16 protein-coding genes are annotated in these 17,856 nt (G+C 37.5%); 7 read left to right on the forward strand and 9 right to left on the reverse strand.

Going from position 1 to position 17,856, the window contains the following annotated elements; all coding sequences use genetic code 11:
* Nucleotides 1-2 precede the first annotated feature (2 nt).
* The 9 genes from nqrE to HMPREF3020_RS08125 form a co-directional block, all read right to left on the reverse strand.
* Nucleotides 3-599 carry an NADH:ubiquinone reductase (Na(+)-transporting) subunit E gene (nqrE, locus tag HMPREF3020_RS08085; protein ID WP_049362633.1) on the reverse strand — a complete coding sequence of 199 codons (597 nt, stop codon included), beginning with the start codon at nucleotides 597-599 and terminating at the stop codon, nucleotides 3-5.
* Nucleotides 600-602: 3 nt separating this feature from the next.
* Nucleotides 603-1,232, reverse strand: coding sequence for an NADH:ubiquinone reductase (Na(+)-transporting) subunit D (locus tag HMPREF3020_RS08090; protein ID WP_049379887.1), 630 nt, complete (start codon nucleotides 1,230-1,232; stop codon nucleotides 603-605).
* Nucleotides 1,232-2,023: a Na(+)-translocating NADH-quinone reductase subunit C gene (locus HMPREF3020_RS08095; protein ID WP_005695373.1), complete on the reverse strand. Its 792-nt coding sequence runs from the start codon at nucleotides 2,021-2,023 to the stop codon at nucleotides 1,232-1,234. Before HMPREF3020_RS08095 ends, HMPREF3020_RS08090 begins: the two co-directional genes overlap by 1 nt.
* Entirely contained in the window at nucleotides 2,016-3,251 is a 1,236-nt protein-coding gene (locus HMPREF3020_RS08100) for an NADH:ubiquinone reductase (Na(+)-transporting) subunit B (RefSeq protein WP_049375788.1), read from the reverse strand. Before HMPREF3020_RS08100 ends, HMPREF3020_RS08095 begins: the two co-directional genes overlap by 8 nt.
* A gap of 2 nt (nucleotides 3,252-3,253) precedes the next feature.
* Complete coding sequence (locus HMPREF3020_RS08105) at nucleotides 3,254-4,597, reverse strand: Na(+)-translocating NADH-quinone reductase subunit A (protein WP_070776143.1); 1,344 nt, start codon at nucleotides 4,595-4,597, stop codon at nucleotides 3,254-3,256.
* A gap of 457 nt (nucleotides 4,598-5,054) precedes the next feature.
* Nucleotides 5,055-6,431, reverse strand: coding sequence for a hypothetical protein (locus HMPREF3020_RS08110; RefSeq protein WP_070776144.1), 1,377 nt, complete (start codon nucleotides 6,429-6,431; stop codon nucleotides 5,055-5,057).
* An 18-nt stretch (nucleotides 6,432-6,449) separates the two neighbouring features.
* Nucleotides 6,450-7,661 carry a 3'-5' exonuclease gene (locus tag HMPREF3020_RS08115; RefSeq protein ID WP_070776145.1) on the reverse strand — a complete coding sequence of 404 codons (1,212 nt, stop codon included), beginning with the start codon at nucleotides 7,659-7,661 and terminating at the stop codon, nucleotides 6,450-6,452.
* 10 nt (nucleotides 7,662-7,671) lie between these two features.
* Nucleotides 7,672-10,080, reverse strand: coding sequence for an Hsp70 family protein (locus HMPREF3020_RS08120; RefSeq protein ID WP_070776146.1), 2,409 nt, complete (start codon nucleotides 10,078-10,080; stop codon nucleotides 7,672-7,674).
* A 267-nt stretch (nucleotides 10,081-10,347) separates the two neighbouring features.
* Nucleotides 10,348-10,659, reverse strand: coding sequence for a BolA family protein (locus tag HMPREF3020_RS08125; RefSeq protein ID WP_070776147.1), 312 nt, complete (start codon nucleotides 10,657-10,659; stop codon nucleotides 10,348-10,350).
* An 84-nt stretch (nucleotides 10,660-10,743) separates the two neighbouring features.
* On the opposite strand from HMPREF3020_RS08125, the gene HMPREF3020_RS08130 reads away from it, so the two are divergent.
* The 7 genes from HMPREF3020_RS08130 to holA all read left to right on the forward strand — a co-directional run bounded on the left by HMPREF3020_RS08130 (nucleotide 10,744) and on the right by holA (nucleotide 17,850).
* Nucleotides 10,744-11,343 (forward strand): YajG family lipoprotein, encoded by a 600-nt coding sequence (locus tag HMPREF3020_RS08130; protein WP_049364852.1) that lies wholly within the window; start codon nucleotides 10,744-10,746, stop codon nucleotides 11,341-11,343.
* A gap of 313 nt (nucleotides 11,344-11,656) precedes the next feature.
* Nucleotides 11,657-12,604 (forward strand): magnesium/cobalt transporter CorA, encoded by a 948-nt coding sequence (corA, locus tag HMPREF3020_RS08135; RefSeq protein ID WP_070776148.1) that lies wholly within the window; start codon nucleotides 11,657-11,659, stop codon nucleotides 12,602-12,604.
* Nucleotides 12,604-13,149 carry a YggT family protein gene (locus tag HMPREF3020_RS08140; RefSeq protein ID WP_070776149.1) on the forward strand — a complete coding sequence of 182 codons (546 nt, stop codon included), beginning with the start codon at nucleotides 12,604-12,606 and terminating at the stop codon, nucleotides 13,147-13,149. The genes corA and HMPREF3020_RS08140 overlap by 1 nt, the downstream gene beginning before the upstream one ends.
* 78 nt (nucleotides 13,150-13,227) lie before the next feature.
* Entirely contained in the window at nucleotides 13,228-13,515 is a 288-nt protein-coding gene (gene yggU, locus HMPREF3020_RS08145; RefSeq protein ID WP_070776150.1) for a DUF167 family protein YggU, read from the forward strand.
* A 118-nt stretch (nucleotides 13,516-13,633) separates the two neighbouring features.
* A complete protein-coding gene (gene leuS, locus HMPREF3020_RS08150) occupies nucleotides 13,634-16,222 on the forward strand; it encodes a leucine--tRNA ligase (RefSeq protein ID WP_070776151.1) in 2,589 nt (862 codons plus the stop codon).
* 87 nt (nucleotides 16,223-16,309) lie between these two features.
* A complete protein-coding gene (gene lptE, locus HMPREF3020_RS08155) occupies nucleotides 16,310-16,813 on the forward strand; it encodes an LPS-assembly lipoprotein LptE (protein ID WP_070776152.1) in 504 nt (167 codons plus the stop codon).
* Nucleotides 16,813-17,850 (forward strand): DNA polymerase III subunit delta, encoded by a 1,038-nt coding sequence (holA, locus tag HMPREF3020_RS08160; protein ID WP_070776153.1) that lies wholly within the window; start codon nucleotides 16,813-16,815, stop codon nucleotides 17,848-17,850. Before lptE ends, holA begins: the two co-directional genes overlap by 1 nt.
* The last annotated feature ends 6 nt before the right edge of the window (nucleotides 17,851-17,856 follow it).

Below are 17,856 nucleotides of genomic sequence, written 5' to 3' on the forward strand. Positions count from 1 at the left end.
CCTTATAACTGAATACCAGAGAATGACATAAAGCCAAGCGCCATCAAGCCTGCAGTAATAAAGGTAATCCCTAATCCTTTTAAGCCTGCCGGTACATCGGCATATTTCATTTTTTCGGTTAAGCCTGCAAGCGCAACGATTGCTAACATCCAACCTAACCCTGCACCTACACCATAAACTGCAGATTCTGCAAAAGTGTATTCACGTTGTACCGCAAAAGATACACCACCAAAGATCGCACAGTTTACGGCGATAAGTGGAAGGAAGATACCTAATGCGTTATAAAGTGCTGGGAAGAATTTATCTAAAGTCATTTCAAGTAATTGAACAAGACCCGCAATAATCCCAATAAAGGTAATGAAGTTTAAAAACTCAAGGCTTACACCTTCTACCAATGCGCCATCTTTTAATACATGTTCATACACAAATTGGTTCGCAGGTACCGCAATACCAAGTACTACTGTTACCGCAACACCAAGGCCAAATGCCGTAGAAACTTTCTTAGAAACCGCAAGGAAAGTACACATCCCTAAGAAGAAAGAGAGCGCCATGTTTTCAATGAAGATCGCCTTCACGAATAGGCTAATATAATGTTCCATTGATTATTTCTCCTGTTGCTCAGGTTTCCACGTTCTTAAGCCCCAAATAACGAAGCCGATAATAAAGAACGCACTTGGTGCAAGAAGGAATAAACCGTTTGGTTGATACCAACCACCGTCTTGAATTGTTTGGAATACAGGGAAACCAAATAAACGACCAGAACCGATTAGTTCACGTAATGTTGCAACAATTAATAAGATCGCACCATAACCTAAACCGTTACCGATACCGTCAACAAAGCTTTCTAACGGTGGTGATTTCATCGCAAACGCTTCTGCACGGCCCATTACGATACAGTTTGTAATGATAAGACCGACGAATACAGAGAGCTGTTTAGATAAACCATAAGCATAAGCTTTTAATACTTGGTCAACCAAGATTACTAAAGACGCGATAATCGCCAGTTGCACAATGATACGGATACTATTTGGAATATAGTTACGAATCAATGAAATAAACAAACTGGAAAAACCGGTTACCAAACTTACCGCAATCGCCATAACGATCGCGGTTTGTAATTGGGTTGTTACCGCTAATGCAGAACAGATACCCAAAATTTGCAAGGCAATCGGGTTATTTTTAGCAATAGGATCTAATAAAAGACCTTTTAAATTTACTTTTGCATCAGCCATTATTTGATTTCTCCTGCTTTAAATTTCGCTAAGAATGGACCAAAGCCATTTTGGCTGAACCAATAATCAAATGAACCTTGAACACCGTTACTGGTTAAAGTTGCACCTGATAAACCATCTACACCGTGCTCTTTATCTGCAGCAGAACTACCTTTGTAGATTTTGAATTTTTGGTTACCTTGTTCATCGAATAATTTTTTATCGACAAACTGTGCTTGCCAACGAGGGTTCGCAATTTCGCCCCCAAGACCGGCTGTTTCACCTTGATCATAGTAAGTAATACCTTTGATAGTATTCGCATCTGGTGCAACAGAAACAAAACCATACATGGTTGACCATAAACCACGACCATACATTGGTAATACAACTTGGGTTACATTGCCTTGCTCATCTTTTACAAGATAAACACGTGCTTGATTTGCACGAACTTTAATTCCTGCTTTATCAGCCTCAGCTGGGATAGCTTGGCTTTTAGCTGGATCTTTAACGGCATCTTTAGGTTCAAATTTATTAATTTCTTCTGCTGAAGCTTGAACGTAATCACCACTTTGCAAATCCACTAAACGTGGTTCAATAAATTTGCTGTAAGTGTCTTTAATTACTGATGCATTATCTTCTTTCATTAAGCCAGCAACAGTTAAAATGTTACGTTGAACGTCGAGTGCTTTTTGTTCATCTTGTTTGGATTTTAATGCTACTGCAGCACCAGAAACCACGATAGAACACACTAAACTTAGCAACACAACAACGGTAACTGTACCGCTAACGCTATCTTTATTAAATTTAGCCATTTGTTCTTGCTCTCCGACGTTTGATATTTGCTTGAACCACGATGTAGTCGAAAATTGGTGCAAATAAGTTTGCAAATAAAATCGCTAACATCATCCCTTCTGGATAAGCTGGGTTCACGGTACGAATTAATACCGCCATCACGCCAATTAACGCACCGTACCACCATTTACCTGTGTTGGTGAATGAAGCTGACACAGGGTCGGTTGCCATGAAGATCATACCAAGTGCAAAACCACCTAATACAAAGTGCCAATGCCAAGGCATTGAGAACATTTGGTTAGAATCAGAACCGATTAAGTTGAATAAGGTTGCTGTACCAATCATACCGATCATGACACCAGCCATAATGCGCCAAGAAGCAATACGGGTGAATACAATTAACGCACCACCGATTAATAACGCAAGCGTTGAAACCTCACCCATTGAACCAGGAATATTACCGATGAATGCATCCATCCAAGTAATAGGTTGACCAGTTACAGTGTGTTGTAATGCTGCTTGACCACCTTGAGACCATTGCGAAAGTGCGGTTGCACCAGAGAAACCATCTGCAGCAGTCCATACTAAGTCACCAGAAATTTGAGCCGGATAAGCGAAGAATAAGAATGCACGACCAGCAAGCGCAGGGTTCATAAAGTTACGACCTACACCACCGAAGATTTCTTTCGCTACCACGATACCAAAACTGATACCAAGTGCAGCTTGCCATAATGGCAATGTTGGTGGAACGATTAACGCAAATAAAATGGTTGAAACGAACATCCCTTCATTTACTTCGTGACCGCGCACTACTGAGAACAATAATTCCCAAATTGTACAAACGGTAAATACCACTAAGTAAATTGGTAAGAAGAAGATCGCCCCTAACGCCATTTTTGAGCCCCAAGTTGCATTATTGGTTAAGTCTAAACCTAATGAACTTGCAAGTGCATAGTGCCAATCGTTAGCAATTAATTGATCTAAATTGCCTAATTGATTTAAGGCAGGGATCGCTTGGTTACCCACATTGTACATCCCATAGAAAATCGCAGGGAACAACGCAAGGAAAACCGTAATCATCATACGTTTTGAGTCTAACGCATCACGAACGTGTGTGTTTTTGTGCGTTACCGTACCTGGTGTATAAAGCAAGGTATAAATCGATTCAAAGACCGGATAAAGCTTGCTGTATTTACCACCTGGTAAAAACGCGGGTTCCATTTTTTCAAAAAGATTTTTTAAACCCATTTTTAACCTTCCTTCTCAATCTTATCTAATACTTGACGCAAGATTGAACCGTATTCATATTTGCCCGGGCAAACGAAAGAACATAACGCTAAGTCTTCTTCATCTAATTCAAGACAACCTAACGCTTGCGCGCCATCAGTATCGCCCACGATTAAATCACGTAATAATAATGTCGGTAAAATATCCAACGGCATCACGCGCTCATAGCTACCAATTGGTACCATTGCACGCTCACCACCATTTTCTGCAGTAGTGAAGTTGAATAATTTCTTACCGAAGTGACCCAATACGGTACGGGTAATCGAATATTTGTTCGATTGTGGTGTAATCCAGCCTAAGAATTCTTTCTCATTACCTTCTGCAATCACAGACACTTGTAATGCATAACGACCTAAATAGTCATGAGCATCTTTTGCAGTTTGACCACAAAGTACTGAACCTGAAATCACACGGTTATTACCGTCTTTTAACTCACCTGCCGTTAATTGAGAAAGGTTAGCACCGATTACTGTACGAACTAAACGAGGCTCTTTCACTTGCGGACCTGCAAGAGAAATAATGCGTTCTACATAAAGTTCGCCCGTGGTAAATAATTTACCGACAGCAATCACATCTTGGTAATTGATATGCCATACAGTTTTATTTACACCAACCGGATCGATAAAGTGAATATGTGTCCCCACTAAACCAGCAGGATGAACACCACCAAAATCATGTACTTTTAGGTTAGGTAAATCCACGGTTGGGATATTGCTATCACCCGCTTTACATAGATTTAATGGTTTATTTGGGAATAGACGACTTAATACTGTTAAACCGTCAATAAAATCTTGCCAATGCTCTTTTAACACCACCTCTGGATTTGCTGCCAAAGGATTGGTATCCATCGCATTTACAAACAGAGAAGAAGGTTCTGCATCTACGGCAGGCACTTTGCTGAACGGACGAGTGCGGAACGCTGTCCACAAACCGGATTCAACGAGGTTTTGTTTAACTTGTTCAGAAGAAAGCGTATTGAGCTCACCTGCGTTATATTTAGCGAAAGTAACTTGATCGTTACCTTGCACATCAATGACCACAGATTGTAATACACGTTTTTCGCCACGATTAATTACAGTGATAGTACCACTCGCAGGGGCTGTGAAAACCACTCCAGGGTTTTTCTTGTCTTCAAAAAGTACTTGGCCTTTTTTCACGACATCGCCTTCGCGTACCTTCATAGAAGGACGCATACCCACATACTCTTCACCAAGAATCGCAACCTGATTCACAGCGTTACCGCTATGGATTACTTGTGCTGGTTTTCCTGCAATAGGAAGATCCAAGCCTTTTTTGATTGTAATCATACTGTTTGCACTACTTTTCTAGGTTAAAAACACGATTGCAATTAAAGCACACGCTTTAAAAGCAATCTCGCGATTGAGCGTGACAGAAAACACTTACAAATCAAAGTGTTATTAACTGACACATAAATTTAAAAACTCAAATCTGTTTAATTCCTCGAGGAGTAAGAAAGCACTTACACATCCAGAAATTGAAATTCGAAAATTAAAAGCGCCCCATTCTATCGAAAATTGGACTTTTATGCCACTTTATACCCTTACTTTTTGTGAAATATTTGTGAAGTTTAAAAGATGGTTATATCCAGACATAAAAAATCTGCCCTCGAAGTAATTAGATCTTTAAACTAATTCTCTAAGGGCAGATTAACCAACCTGTCAAAGTCTTTCTTAACTTATCTTCAATAAGCAACGGTCCACTCAAAACTTAAGAAAATGGGGTGATAACTTTATTTATACGCATTCACTGTAAAGCGAGTGTTCTCTGCGTAAAACAAAGATATTTTTTGTTCTTTTTCCTATCTATGGTGGCATCAGGGTAATACCCCTTAAGCTCTTCATCACTTAATCGAGATTTAAAACCACAGAGTTCAAGCTTTTTCTTTATTTCAGAAAAAGGAATTTCAAAACGCTTATTATTAGCTATTTGATCAGCTATGTATTTCTCAATAAGCTCTTTCCTTTCACCCGCTTCCTCTTTAACTTTTCTCGTTTTTTTAGTCCCTATTGGAGACTCATTATTCCCTCCTGGTGAACCAAGAAAAACAAAGTCATCATCATTTAAACTTTCAGTTATATTTTCTTCCTCCGCAGAAGTAAAAATACTCAACTTTCTACTAAAATAATACTGATCATAAATATATTTATAGCCAAAAAAATAAGCAAATAGAATTACTGCAAAATAAAAATTCTCTTTATACTTTTTCATCTCTCTAATCTTATTTGAATCCATTAGCGATGTTTTCGATAAGTCATTATTACCAATCATCTCTCCTTTTAAAAATAAGAAAATAGGTGTAATAACATAAAAATCAAATCCATCAATTTTAGATTTTTCTATATACTTTTCCTGTTTTTTAATAAAATTAAAAATAAGCTTAAAAGAATTTCTATCCTCTTTTGGAACAGTCGATAAGCATTTAAAAACCTCACTATTCGCTGTAATCTGTGCAATTTTTTCAGGTGAGAAATCCTCCTTATTTTCCTGCTTAAAACAGAAATAGAATGTCAGGATTGCAATTGTATCTTGGAAATAACCTAATTTTGTTGGTTCATAGTATTCAGTTCTATCATATGCATAAAGATAATCAAGGTAGTTACCTCGATAAATTTCATTAGGCTTCTGTCTTGCAAATCGACGTTCAATTGCCTTATCTAAATTCTCAATTCCTAATCTATCTAAATAAGGTTCATAACTTACTTCTATATCACATAATGACCATAGCATGGAAATTGCTTTTTTTCGTTCTTTCTTATCTAATTCCCGTTCTAGTTTTTCAATTTCAACATGATTAAAAAATGGCATAGATAATTGAATTCTTGGATCAATTTTTTGGCTAATAGAGAGTCTGGCATTTTCAGTTAATGGATAGATTGCCTTAATCTGTTGAATATCAATATTTTGCTTTTCAAAACCACTTTGAGCAACTATATGAAAAACTAAATATTCTTCATCATATTCAAAGGGTATATTTAAAAACTCCTTAAAAATATTAATTTTTTCTTTTGATGTTATTTTACCTTCAAAAGGCATCATCTGCGATGAGTGTAACTGAATATAACCAAAACGATACCAAAAAGTAAATTGGCTTCGTAATAAGATACAAAGGTAGTTTTTCATTCTGAGCTTTCTCTATGATTAAAAATCAAAATCAAATGGATTAGATGACAATGAAGTTTCAGGGGTTAAAATTTCACTAATATAAATTGAACGACAGCTATCAGATAAATTACTTAATAACGGATTTAAGTTATAAATATAGCTTAGGTATAAGTTTTTCTTACTACGAGTCATTGCCACCATAAACAATGTCTTTAACTTCTCTTCGTTATACTTGTCAGAGGGAAACCACATATTACCCTCATCAAGCATCGGTAAAAAAACGTTATCAAAATCTAATCCTTTTGAACTATGATAAGTCATTAAAATAATTTTTTGGGCGTCACTAGCTTCAATCAAACTTCCTACACCATTACCAATATAGTGTAACCGGATATTATGTTTATCTAAATGTTCATTAAGTTGCTCATAATCGACTTTGCCATACTTATCATTACTTTCATTCCATTTTTCAATACTATTTTGCGAAAGTACTTCATTAGCAAACTCTGTTATTAATTTTCGATGAGGAAATAAGATTACGACGCTATCTCCTACATTCACTGCTTTTAACGCTTCTTGATAAACATATTTTATTTCCTGAGTTAAATTATCTGCTTTAGCTAGCCTAACATTCACATCTTGTTTGGTTAAGTCCCTTTTGGCTCTCCAAATATTCATCTCTGGTAGAAGTTTTTCAACTAAGCCAATCACACTTTTTGTTAAACGATGAATAATATTTAAATTGAACGGTCTAGCTGAAAGTAGCGGTTCAATTTCACCCCACTTTACTACTGGATAATCTAGACCTGGCGCTTTATCATAAATAGATTGATTAGCATCTCCTGCAACAATTACACGTTTTCCCCAGCTCTTCATTAAAGCTAACATTTCACCAGGTAAATCCTGAACTTCATCACAAAAAATATAATCAAACCAATATATGTAAGTTTTATCGTACAAAGCTTTTCTAAATTGGAAATATGTCATTACTGGAACCTTTTGCTTAATATTAAGCTCCTTTATTCCTGCTTCAAACATTGCAATTAAAGAATGGGTAAAAACAATAATACAAACGTTAGCCTCTGGCTCTTTTTGTAAAACCTCCCTTAATTTATGTAAAAGTAACACCGATTTTCCACTACCAGCAAAACCTTTAATCCAAATATTACCTTCTTTTTTACTTTCAATATTAATAAAATCTCGTTGATCAGGATCTAATTGATCTTCACGAATCATCCAACTACTCATCCTTGGCTCCTTATAATGTAGTTATATCTGAACTAAATTTGGAAGATGCAAGGTTATTTTTATTATATAAACGCTCTTCTAATGTTTCGTCTGGTTTTGAATTTCTTACTTCATTCGCAAAATCATGGTGGCCTAAATAACTAGCTATGGATGCTAACCAATCATAACCATTATCAGATAGGCAGTTTCTTTCAAACCTCTCTTTGAATAAAGAAAAAGATCTTTCTATCATTTCTTTCCCTTTCGGGTTATTTTCCTTTTCCAGTAATTTACCTAACTCATATAGTGCAACTGGATTATCTTTATTTAGAGAAATAGCATCTTCTAATGCATCTCTATACTTTCCTGGATGAATATATTTAATTGTCAGTGCAAAATTACTTGCTGTAGTAGAGTTTCTATTCATTTTATAAGCTTTTTCAGAATACTCTAACTGCTTACTATCAAAACCAGCACGATCATATAACAAGGCTATTTGGTTTAAATTTATTTTATTTGGATAGAGCTCATTTTGTAATTCTAATGTTTCTGCTGCTCGTAAATAATTGCCTGCTTTTTCATAGGCTTCTACTAAAGTAGATAAGCTCTTTTCAGTCGGTTTTCCTCCATTCCTTAATGTTTGTAAATTAGCTTCACGTTCTGCTGCTAAAATAATTCGTTCTGCTGAAGAAAGTTCTTTATTAGCGAATGGATTCATAGGCTCAACAGAAATACTCTTTCCTGCCGCAGTAGCTTTTACTATTAATAATTTATCTGTATTGATCTCAATTTCTAGTTTTATAGGTGTATTAGCATCAAAACCGCTTAAACTATCTGAATTGATTTTTATGTTATAGAGAATTTTATTGACATTACCCAAACAAATTGGCAATTCAATCGTTTTTTGTCCTTGTTGAGTAACTAAATCATCAACTACAATTTTTTCACATGGAATATGTGTACCAGCTCTTAATAAAACTTTTGGTAAATTATTTCTTGTTATTACTAATAATGGCTCACTTGTAATTGGTTGAATAATATTTTTTCCAAAACCATTATAAATCAAAGAATGAATCGCAGCTCCAGCAGAAACATGGGTTTGTAATTCTCTTGGAATTAATAAATCTGAATCTTTAAAATATTCATTTAATTTAGATTGAAGATAAGGGTTCTTGCTACTTCCCCCAATAAAAAGTACATAATCAATTTGCTCATTACTTAAATTAGCTTTTTCTAAAGCGGTATTAATTGAGCTAAAAATATTGTTAAATTCTTCATCAGAATAATTTGAGTAATATGCAGACAAACGGTTTTGATCTAAGAAATGCTTCATTATCTCAGCAAATTGAACATAACTTAATTTCGCCTGTGAGAGAAAAAGCTGACCACATCGGGTATCAATAGTTAAATTAGCATTAACAACTTCTATTTTTTTACTAAAAGCTAGTTCTGGTAATTCAAACTGATTCATTTGTAATGCCACTTTTTCACAGATTTGTATTTTTAATTGTTCGGCAAATTTAAGTAGTTGGTTTATTATGCGTTTTTTTTCTGGAGTGCGAAAATTCTCTTCATCTTGATTATTATCAGCTAAAAGTTGAGGGAGCAAATAATCCGTAGCAATTAATCGGTCAATATCATCCCCTCCTAGTTTTTCAAACTTAGAAATAGATAAATTTTTAGAGTAAACGCCGTTGATATCCTTCCCTAATTCCAATATAGATACATCACAAGTTCCAGCACCAAAATCAAAAACTAATATTGTTGGATTATCATCATCTGGCAAAAGCAATGGGTACCCTTCATTAACTGATGCTTGAACAAAGCTTAAAAATGCAGCATTGGGTTCATCTATTAATGCTTGTTTATTTAATGAAATATCATTTTCAGCGAGGGCATCTATTAATTCCTTACGTTGGTTAGCCTCAAAAGAAGCAGGAATACTGACCGCATACTGTACATTAGCAGGCAAACTATTTTGTTGAATGTATCGATCGATTTGAACTTTAAGGTATTTAAAAAAAAGTTTTACTGCATCTTTTGGGTTCAGCAATGGAAATGGGGTATTCTGCCCAAGTTCACTATTGAAGTATTTAGCACCAACATCCTCACCTAACTCCATTTTGAAGGAATACCAAACATTTGCACCCTTTTTTAACCGATACTTAAGATCTGCGGCACCTTTACCTATTAATAATTGTTGATTATACCAAGCAATTACTGTAGGAACTTTTTCTGATGACATTACTGCCCCATCAGCAAACTTTTGATTCATCCAAACCGGAGTAACTTGAATTCCTTTAGAATCTCGTAAAGCAACTGAAACTACGGTTGTAGATGTTCCAAAATCAATCCCAACGAAAGTCATTTGATTAGGATCTGAAAGTGTATTTTTTTGTACTGAAGGGAATAAGCTTTGAATACTGATATCAGTTGCCATCTACATGACTCCTTATTACTAACTTTAAAACAACTTGAGATTTAACATAAAATCAACAATACATTTAATACATATAAATTTTTGAATACGCTACAGAAAATCTCTAAATAAAACTATTAAATAATACCTAAAATATTGTAACTTTAAAACATCATTTAGCTTTCATACATTCATTAAATAATTATTAAAATTTAATATTTAGAGTTATGTACACATTAGTATCTTGTAGTATTTCCTAAATCTAATACAGGGAACGTAAGGAAATACTTACTGTCCAACACCAAGACAATTTGGTGATTTTGGAAATGCTTCACCTAGGCTTTCCCATTCGCTTTTTGTATAAAGGTGAAGCGCTAATGCGTGAATGCCATTTTTTAAATCATCGGCAAAAAGTTGGTAAAGTTTTTGGTGGCGTTGCACCTTGCGCATGCCTTCAAAAGCATCGCTGACAATCACTAATTTAAAATGAGAATCAGCCCCTCGACCGGAACTGTGCATATGGCTTTCATTTTCCACGGTGGCAAAGTGCGGTTGAAATTTGGCTTGAATTCTCTCTAATAATTCTTGCTGTTTTGACATAAATAAACTCCCTAACTTTTTGCTATACATTCAGCGTTAAGTTTGTAAGAATAACACAAATTAACCTAATTCAATGAGGAAATTATGAAAGTAACAAACAAAATCAAAGCATTATCAACAATGACGTTGGCCGCTGCGACATTATTTTTAGCGGGTTGTCAAGCGCAATCTAATACCTTAACTTTTGCGCCTCAATCTCCGACTGCATCAATGAATATTAACCAATCAGCAGTGGTAACAGTTAATACTCGCGATTCTCGTCCACAACAAGAAATTGCAACTTATACTAAATCAGGCGAGCTAATTAAATTAAATGCATCACCAAGCGTTACTCAACTTTTCCAACAAGTGATGCAACAAAATTTAGTTAGTAAAGGTTTCCGTATCGGACAAGCGAATAATGCGAATGCTGGCGTAACTGTTGATGTGAAAGAATTCAACGCTAAAGTAGAGCAAGGTAATTTACGTTATACCTTAAACAGTAAAATTCAAGCGGTGGTTTATGTACAAGGTCCACGCGGACAATACAACAAAACCTTTAATGCGACCCGTTCACAATCTGGCGCATTTAATGCGAGCAATGATGAAATTCAAAAAGTGTTAGGCGAAACCTTCAAAGATATTGTTAATAATATTTATCAAGATCAAGAAGTTACTAACGCCATTAATCAATATACCAATTAATTAAAAAGTGCCGTGTCCTTTTCAATAATCACTTGACGAATACGCCTTTCAAGCGTAACATTCGACCGATTTTTTAACGAGAAGGACACACACTTTGGACAGTCATAGTCGATACCGAATATCGCTCTAGACTCTCGCCTCTTATCAGCGAGAGCTCGCTGGTAATCAATTTACCTTTCTTCGGCATCTTTTATCGAACGAAACCCATTTTAAAACATACAAAAATTTGACCGCACTTTTCTCTAGTGCCAATTTCGTTTGATCTTTTTTTGTTCACAGTTGGATCTTCATAATCCCAAAAGGAGTATGACCAATGATTAACGCTTTTGCCATTAACGATTCCCGCTTGCTTCGTATTGATGACGAACCAGCCGATCTCAGCTCTGCCATTTGGTTAGATTTGCTGGAGCCGACAGGGGAAGAACGTGAAATGTTGCAAGAAGGCTTAGGACAAAGTCTCGCCTCATTCCTCGAATTGGAAGATATCGAAGCGTCCGCACGTTTCTTCGAAGACGAAGATGGCTTGCACTTGCACTCATTCTTCTATTGTGAAGACGAAGAAAACTACGCAGATCTCGCAAGCGTGGCATTTACTATTCGTGATGGCCGCCTATTTACCCTACGTGATCGTGAATTGCCGGCATTCCGTTTATATCGTATGCGTTCTCGTAGCCAGCGCTTATTCGAATGTAATGCATATGAAGTCTTACTCGACTTATTTGAAACCAAAATTGAGCAATTAGCCGATGTTATCGAAAACGTTTATGCGGATTTGGAAAAATTAAGTCGCGTAATTTTAAACGGTACGCAAGATGAAGCTTTCGATGAAGCCTTAAATACCCTAACAGAACAAGAAGATACCAGTTCTAAAGTGCGTTTGTGTTTGATGGATACACAACGTGCATTGGGTTTCTTGGTACGTAAAACGCGCTTGCCGCCAAACCAGTTAGAACAAGCACGAGAAATCTTACGAGATATTGAATCCTTGCAACCGCATAATGAGTCTTTGTTCCAAAAAGTAAACTTTTTAATGCAGGCGGCAATGGGTTATATTAATATCGAGCAGAATAAAATCATGAAATTCTTCTCGGTCGTATCGGTTATGTTCCTACCGGCAACACTTGTCGCATCTACTTACGGAATGAACTTTGAATTTATGCCGGAGATCCATTTTAAATATGGTTATCCAATGGCTATTGGATTAATGATTGGTGCGGCGCTTACGCCTTATATCTATTTCAAACGGAAAGGTTGGTTATAATGGAAATTTCCCAAACTGCATTATTTTTAGGATCGATTATCGATCTGTATTGTTTAGTGTTAATTTTACGCGTATGGCTCCCCTTAGCGAACGTGGATTATTACAATCCCATTTCTCAATTTACGCTGAAATTTACCCAACCGGTTATTGCACCATTACGTAAAGTTTTTCCTGTGGTGAAAAAAGTAGAAACTGCTGCTCTGGTTCTAGTTTTCTTGCTTTGCGGACTAAAATCGATTCTCTTTGGCGGATTAAATCTCAGTTTCTTCTTACTTTTGGGTATATTGGGGCTAATTAAAAATATCGGAGTGGCCATTTTCTATGTGTTAATCGCCGGTGCAATTTTAAGTTGGTTTAATCGTGGCAATAATCCTGCATTCTATGCGTTATATCAACTTACCGAACCATTATTGAAACCCATTAAACGCATTTTACCAACTGTGGGCGTGATTGATTTTTCACCGATGGTTATTGCCATTATCCTGTTATTTTTGAATAATCTCTTTTACGATTACTTTAACCTTTTATGGGCAATTGCTGCGTAAAGTGCAGGTAAAAATAACATTATTTTTTCGGGCTGGATTTTCCAGCCCTTATTGTAAATATGGTAAGTAAATTTAGTTATGTCAGCAATCGAACAAACGCCTGAAGGGCTACGTCTCAAAATCATTCTGCAACCCAAAGCCAGTAAAGATCAAATTGTGGGATTACATAATGACGAACTCAAAATCACGATCACCGCGCCACCTGTTGATGGTCAAGCCAATGCTCACTTGCTGAAATTTTTGAGTAAAGCATTCAAAGTACCTAAGAGCTCAATAGTTCTTGAAAAAGGTGAATTAAACCGACATAAACAAGTTTGGATTCCTTCGCCTAAATTAATTCCATCTGAAATTCAAAATCTCTTATAAAATCAGCAAAAAAATCACCGCACTTTCTACCAATTTTCCCTGTTTTACGCTATCCTATATCACATTTTACAAAGCAAAATATGCCGCAAAGTGCGGTCAAAATTTAAGGTGATTTTCTATGCAACAACATTACCGTCCCGATTTGATTGAACCAGCAGTTCAACAATATTGGGCTGAAAATAAAGTCTTCAAAGCAATCAAAGATACGTCTAAAGAAAAATATTACTGTCTTTCAATGTTCCCTTACCCATCTGGTCGTTTACACATGGGCCACGTGCGTAACTACACGATCGGTGATGTGGTTTCTCGTTATCAACGTATGAACGGCAAAAACGTATTACAGCCAATTGGTTGGGATGCATTCGGTTTGCCAGCTGAAGGGGCTGCAATTAAAAATAAAACTGCACCCGCAAAATGGACTTACGAAAATATCGAATACATGAAAAACCAACTCAAAATGTTGGGCTTTGGTTATGACTGGGATCGCGAAATTGCGACCTGCCGTCCAGAATACTACAAATGGGAACAATGGTTCTTCACTGAGCTTTATAAAAAAGGCTTAGTGTACAAAAAAAACTCAACCGTAAACTGGTGTCCGAACGATGTAACTGTGTTGGCGAACGAACAAGTACACGATGGTTGCTGCTGGCGTTGTGATACTCCAGTAGAACAAAAAGAGATCCCTCAATGGTTTATTAAAATCACCGACTATGCAGAACAATTATTAGGTGGATTAGACCAACTACCACAGTGGCCAGACATGGTTAAAACCATGCAACGCAACTGGATCGGCCGTTCTGAAGGGGTAGAAATTACTTTTGATGTGGCAGATACCGCAGAAAAAGTTGCAGTTTATACGACCCGTCCAGATACTTTCTATGGTGTGAGCTATTTAGGTATTGCAGCTGCTCACCCATTAGCAGAATTAGCAGCAGAAAATAATCCTGAATTAGCCGAATTCATCCGTGAAGCGAAAAATGCCAAAGTGGCAGAAGCAGACCTTGCCACCATGGAGAAAAAAGGGATGGCAACCGGCTTATTTGCGATTCACCCATTAACTGGTGAAAAATTACCAATTTGGGTAGCAAACTTCGTGTTAATGCATTACGGTACTGGCGCAGTAATGGCGGTTCCAGCTCACGACCAACGCGACTTTGAATTTGCTCAAAAATACAATTTGCCAATTAAACAGGTAATCGCACCGCTTGCAGATGAAGAAATTGATTTAACCAAACAAGCTTTCGTTGAACATGGCAAATTAGTGAATTCTGCTGAGTTTGACGGTTTGGATTTTGATGGTGCATTTAACGGTATCGCAGACAAATTAGAAAAATTAGGCGTAGGCAAACGCCAAGTTAACTATCGTTTACGTGACTGGGGTGTTTCCCGTCAACGTTATTGGGGCGCACCAATTCCAATGCTCACCTTGCCAAACGGTGAAACTGTACCAGCACCAATCGAAGATTTACCGATTATCCTGCCAGAAGACGTGGTCATGGATGGCGTAAAAAGCCCAATTAAAGCAGATCCGAACTGGGCGAAAACCACTTTCAACGGTGAGCCTGCGTTAAAAGAAACCGATACTTTTGATACCTTTATGGAATCGTCTTGGTACTACGCGCGCTACACTTCACCAAGCTATGCAGAAGGCATGTTGGATAAAGAGGAAGCGAACTACTGGTTACCGGTGGATCAATATATCGGCGGTATTGAGCACGCGACAATGCACTTGCTCTACTTCCGTTTCTTCCACAAATTATTGCGTGATGCAGGTTTCGTCACGAGCGATGAGCCGGCACAAAAATTATTATGCCAAGGCATGGTATTAGCCGATGCGTTCTACTACACCAGCCCGACTAACGAGCGTATTTGGGTGAGCCCAACGCAAGTGACTCTTGAGCGTGATGAAAAAGGTCGTATCGTCAAAGCAACCGATCCAGAAGGCCGTGAATTGGTGCATACCGGTATGACCAAAATGTCAAAATCCAAAAACAACGGTATCGACCCACAAGAAATGGTGGAAAAATACGGCGCAGATACTGTGCGCCTCTTCATGATGTTCGCGTCTCCTGCGGAAATGACGCTTGAATGGCAAGAATCTGGTGTTGAAGGGGCAAAACGTTTCTTAGGTCGTGTATGGAATTTGGTGTATGAATACAGTCAAAATCCTGCAAAAACCGCTTTAGATGTGACCGCACTTTCTGCAGACCAAAAAGCACTTCGCCGTGATGTCCATAAAACAATTGCTAAAGTGAGTGATGACATTGGTCGCCGTCAAACGTTCAATACCGCTATCGCGGCAGTAATGGAGTTAATGAATAAATTAACCCGTGCGCCATTAGAAAGCGAACAAGATCGTGCGGTTATGGCAGAAGCATTAAGCGCAGTCGTGCGTATGCTTTACCCAATCACACCACATATCTGCTTTGAATTATGGAAAGCTTTAGGCAACGAAAGCAATATCGACCACGCAGAATGGGTGAAAGCTGACGAAGCAGCGATGGTAGAAGATGAAAAACTTATCGTGGTGCAAGTCAACGGTAAAGTTCGTGGTAAAGTGACTGTTGCAGCTGATGCGGATGAAGAAACCGTGAAAACTGTTGCATTTGCAGATGAAAATGTGAAGAAATTTACTGACAATACACAAATCGTGAAAGTGATTTATGTACCAGGTAAATTGTTAAATGTGGTGGTTAAACCGCAATAATCCATAAAATAACCGCATTTTATTCCAAGCGTTGCATAAACGACTCTTAAACAAAATAAAGTGCGGTGAATTTTACAGGTAATTTTTATGATGAAATCAATCAAAACGATCTGCTTAGTTGGGGCAACAGCCTTTTTAACTGCTTGTGGTTGGCACTTCGATAATGGTGCTGCTGTTCCTGCAGAATTAAAAACAATGGCCCTTGAAAGCGGTGACCCATACAGTGAAATGTCAATGGCAATGCGTAAGCAACTGCTTAGCAACAACGTAAACCTTGTTCCTGCAAAACAAGGTGTGCCAGTGTTGCGTTTAAATAAACAGACTTCAAGCGATAAAGTGGCGTCAGTCTTTAAACAAGGGCGTGAAGCAGAAAAAGTACTGACCCTTGATGTTGAGGCTAGCGTGCGTTTAGCAAATGGGGAAACCTATCCAATCTCTGCAAAAATCAACCGCACTTTCTTTGATAACTCACGTGCTGCATTAGCAAAATCAGCTGAGCGCGATGTGATTTGGAATGATATGCGTGAACAAGCGGCTCGCCAATTAATTAATAAAATGGCTGCCTTACAACATCAAGTTCAAGGAAAATAATGAACCGCATTTTTCCTGAGCAACTGGCCTCTAATCTGAACAGCCATTTAGCGAAAGTCTATTTTTTGGTTGGGACAGATCCCCTGTTGCTCAGTGAAAGTGAAGATCTCATTCATCAAGCAGCCCTTCTTCAAGGTTTTGATGAAAAAAATCAAATCACCATAGATACTAATACTGACTGGCCTGCATTAATTGAGGCCAGCCAATCTATGGGGCTCTTCTTTAATAAGCAAATTTTCATTCTCAATTTACCCGAAAATTTAACCGCACTTTTGCAGAAAAACCTTCAACAATTTATTAGTGGATTAAATGAAGATAGCTTGCTTGTCCTCACCTTGCCTAAATTGTCTAAAGCAGCCGAAAAACAAGAGTGGTTTATTCAGGCAAATCAACTTGATCCGCAAGCTGTTATTGTTAACTGCCAAACACCGAATTCAGAACAACTTTCTCGTTGGGTGAAGCATCGTACAAAAAACATGGGGTTATCAGCGGATGAGGAAGCCGTTCAACTACTTTGTTATAGCTATGAAAATAATCTCCTGGCATTGAAACAAGCATTACAGCTTTTAGATTTGCTTTATCCTGATCACAAACTCACGTATAACCGCGTTAAATCAGTCGTAGAGCAATCTTCTGTCTTTACCCCTTTCCAATGGATTGATGCTTTGTTGTCAGGCAAGGCAAATCGCTCAAAGCGAATTTTGCGAGGTTTACAAGCTGAAGATGTGCAACCTGTCATTTTATTGCGTACCTTACAACGTGAACTGCTCACCTTGTTAGAATTAACCAAACCACAGCTACGTAATCCCTCTCTTAACACGAGCTTGCCTACACAAACACTCAAAGCGGATTTTGACCGTCTCAAAATTTGGCAGAATCGTCGTCACCTTTATATGGCAGCGATACAACGACTCACCTATCAAAAGCTCTTTGAAATATTGCAAGAGTTAGCAGATATTGAGCGCACAACCAAGCAAGAATACGGTCAAGACGTGTGGGTAAAATTGGCAGACTTATCGGTTAAATTTTGCTTATAAAAAAAT

This window comes from Haemophilus sp. HMSC068C11 (assembly GCF_001815355.1).
Classification (GTDB): domain Bacteria; phylum Pseudomonadota; class Gammaproteobacteria; order Enterobacterales; family Pasteurellaceae; genus Haemophilus_D.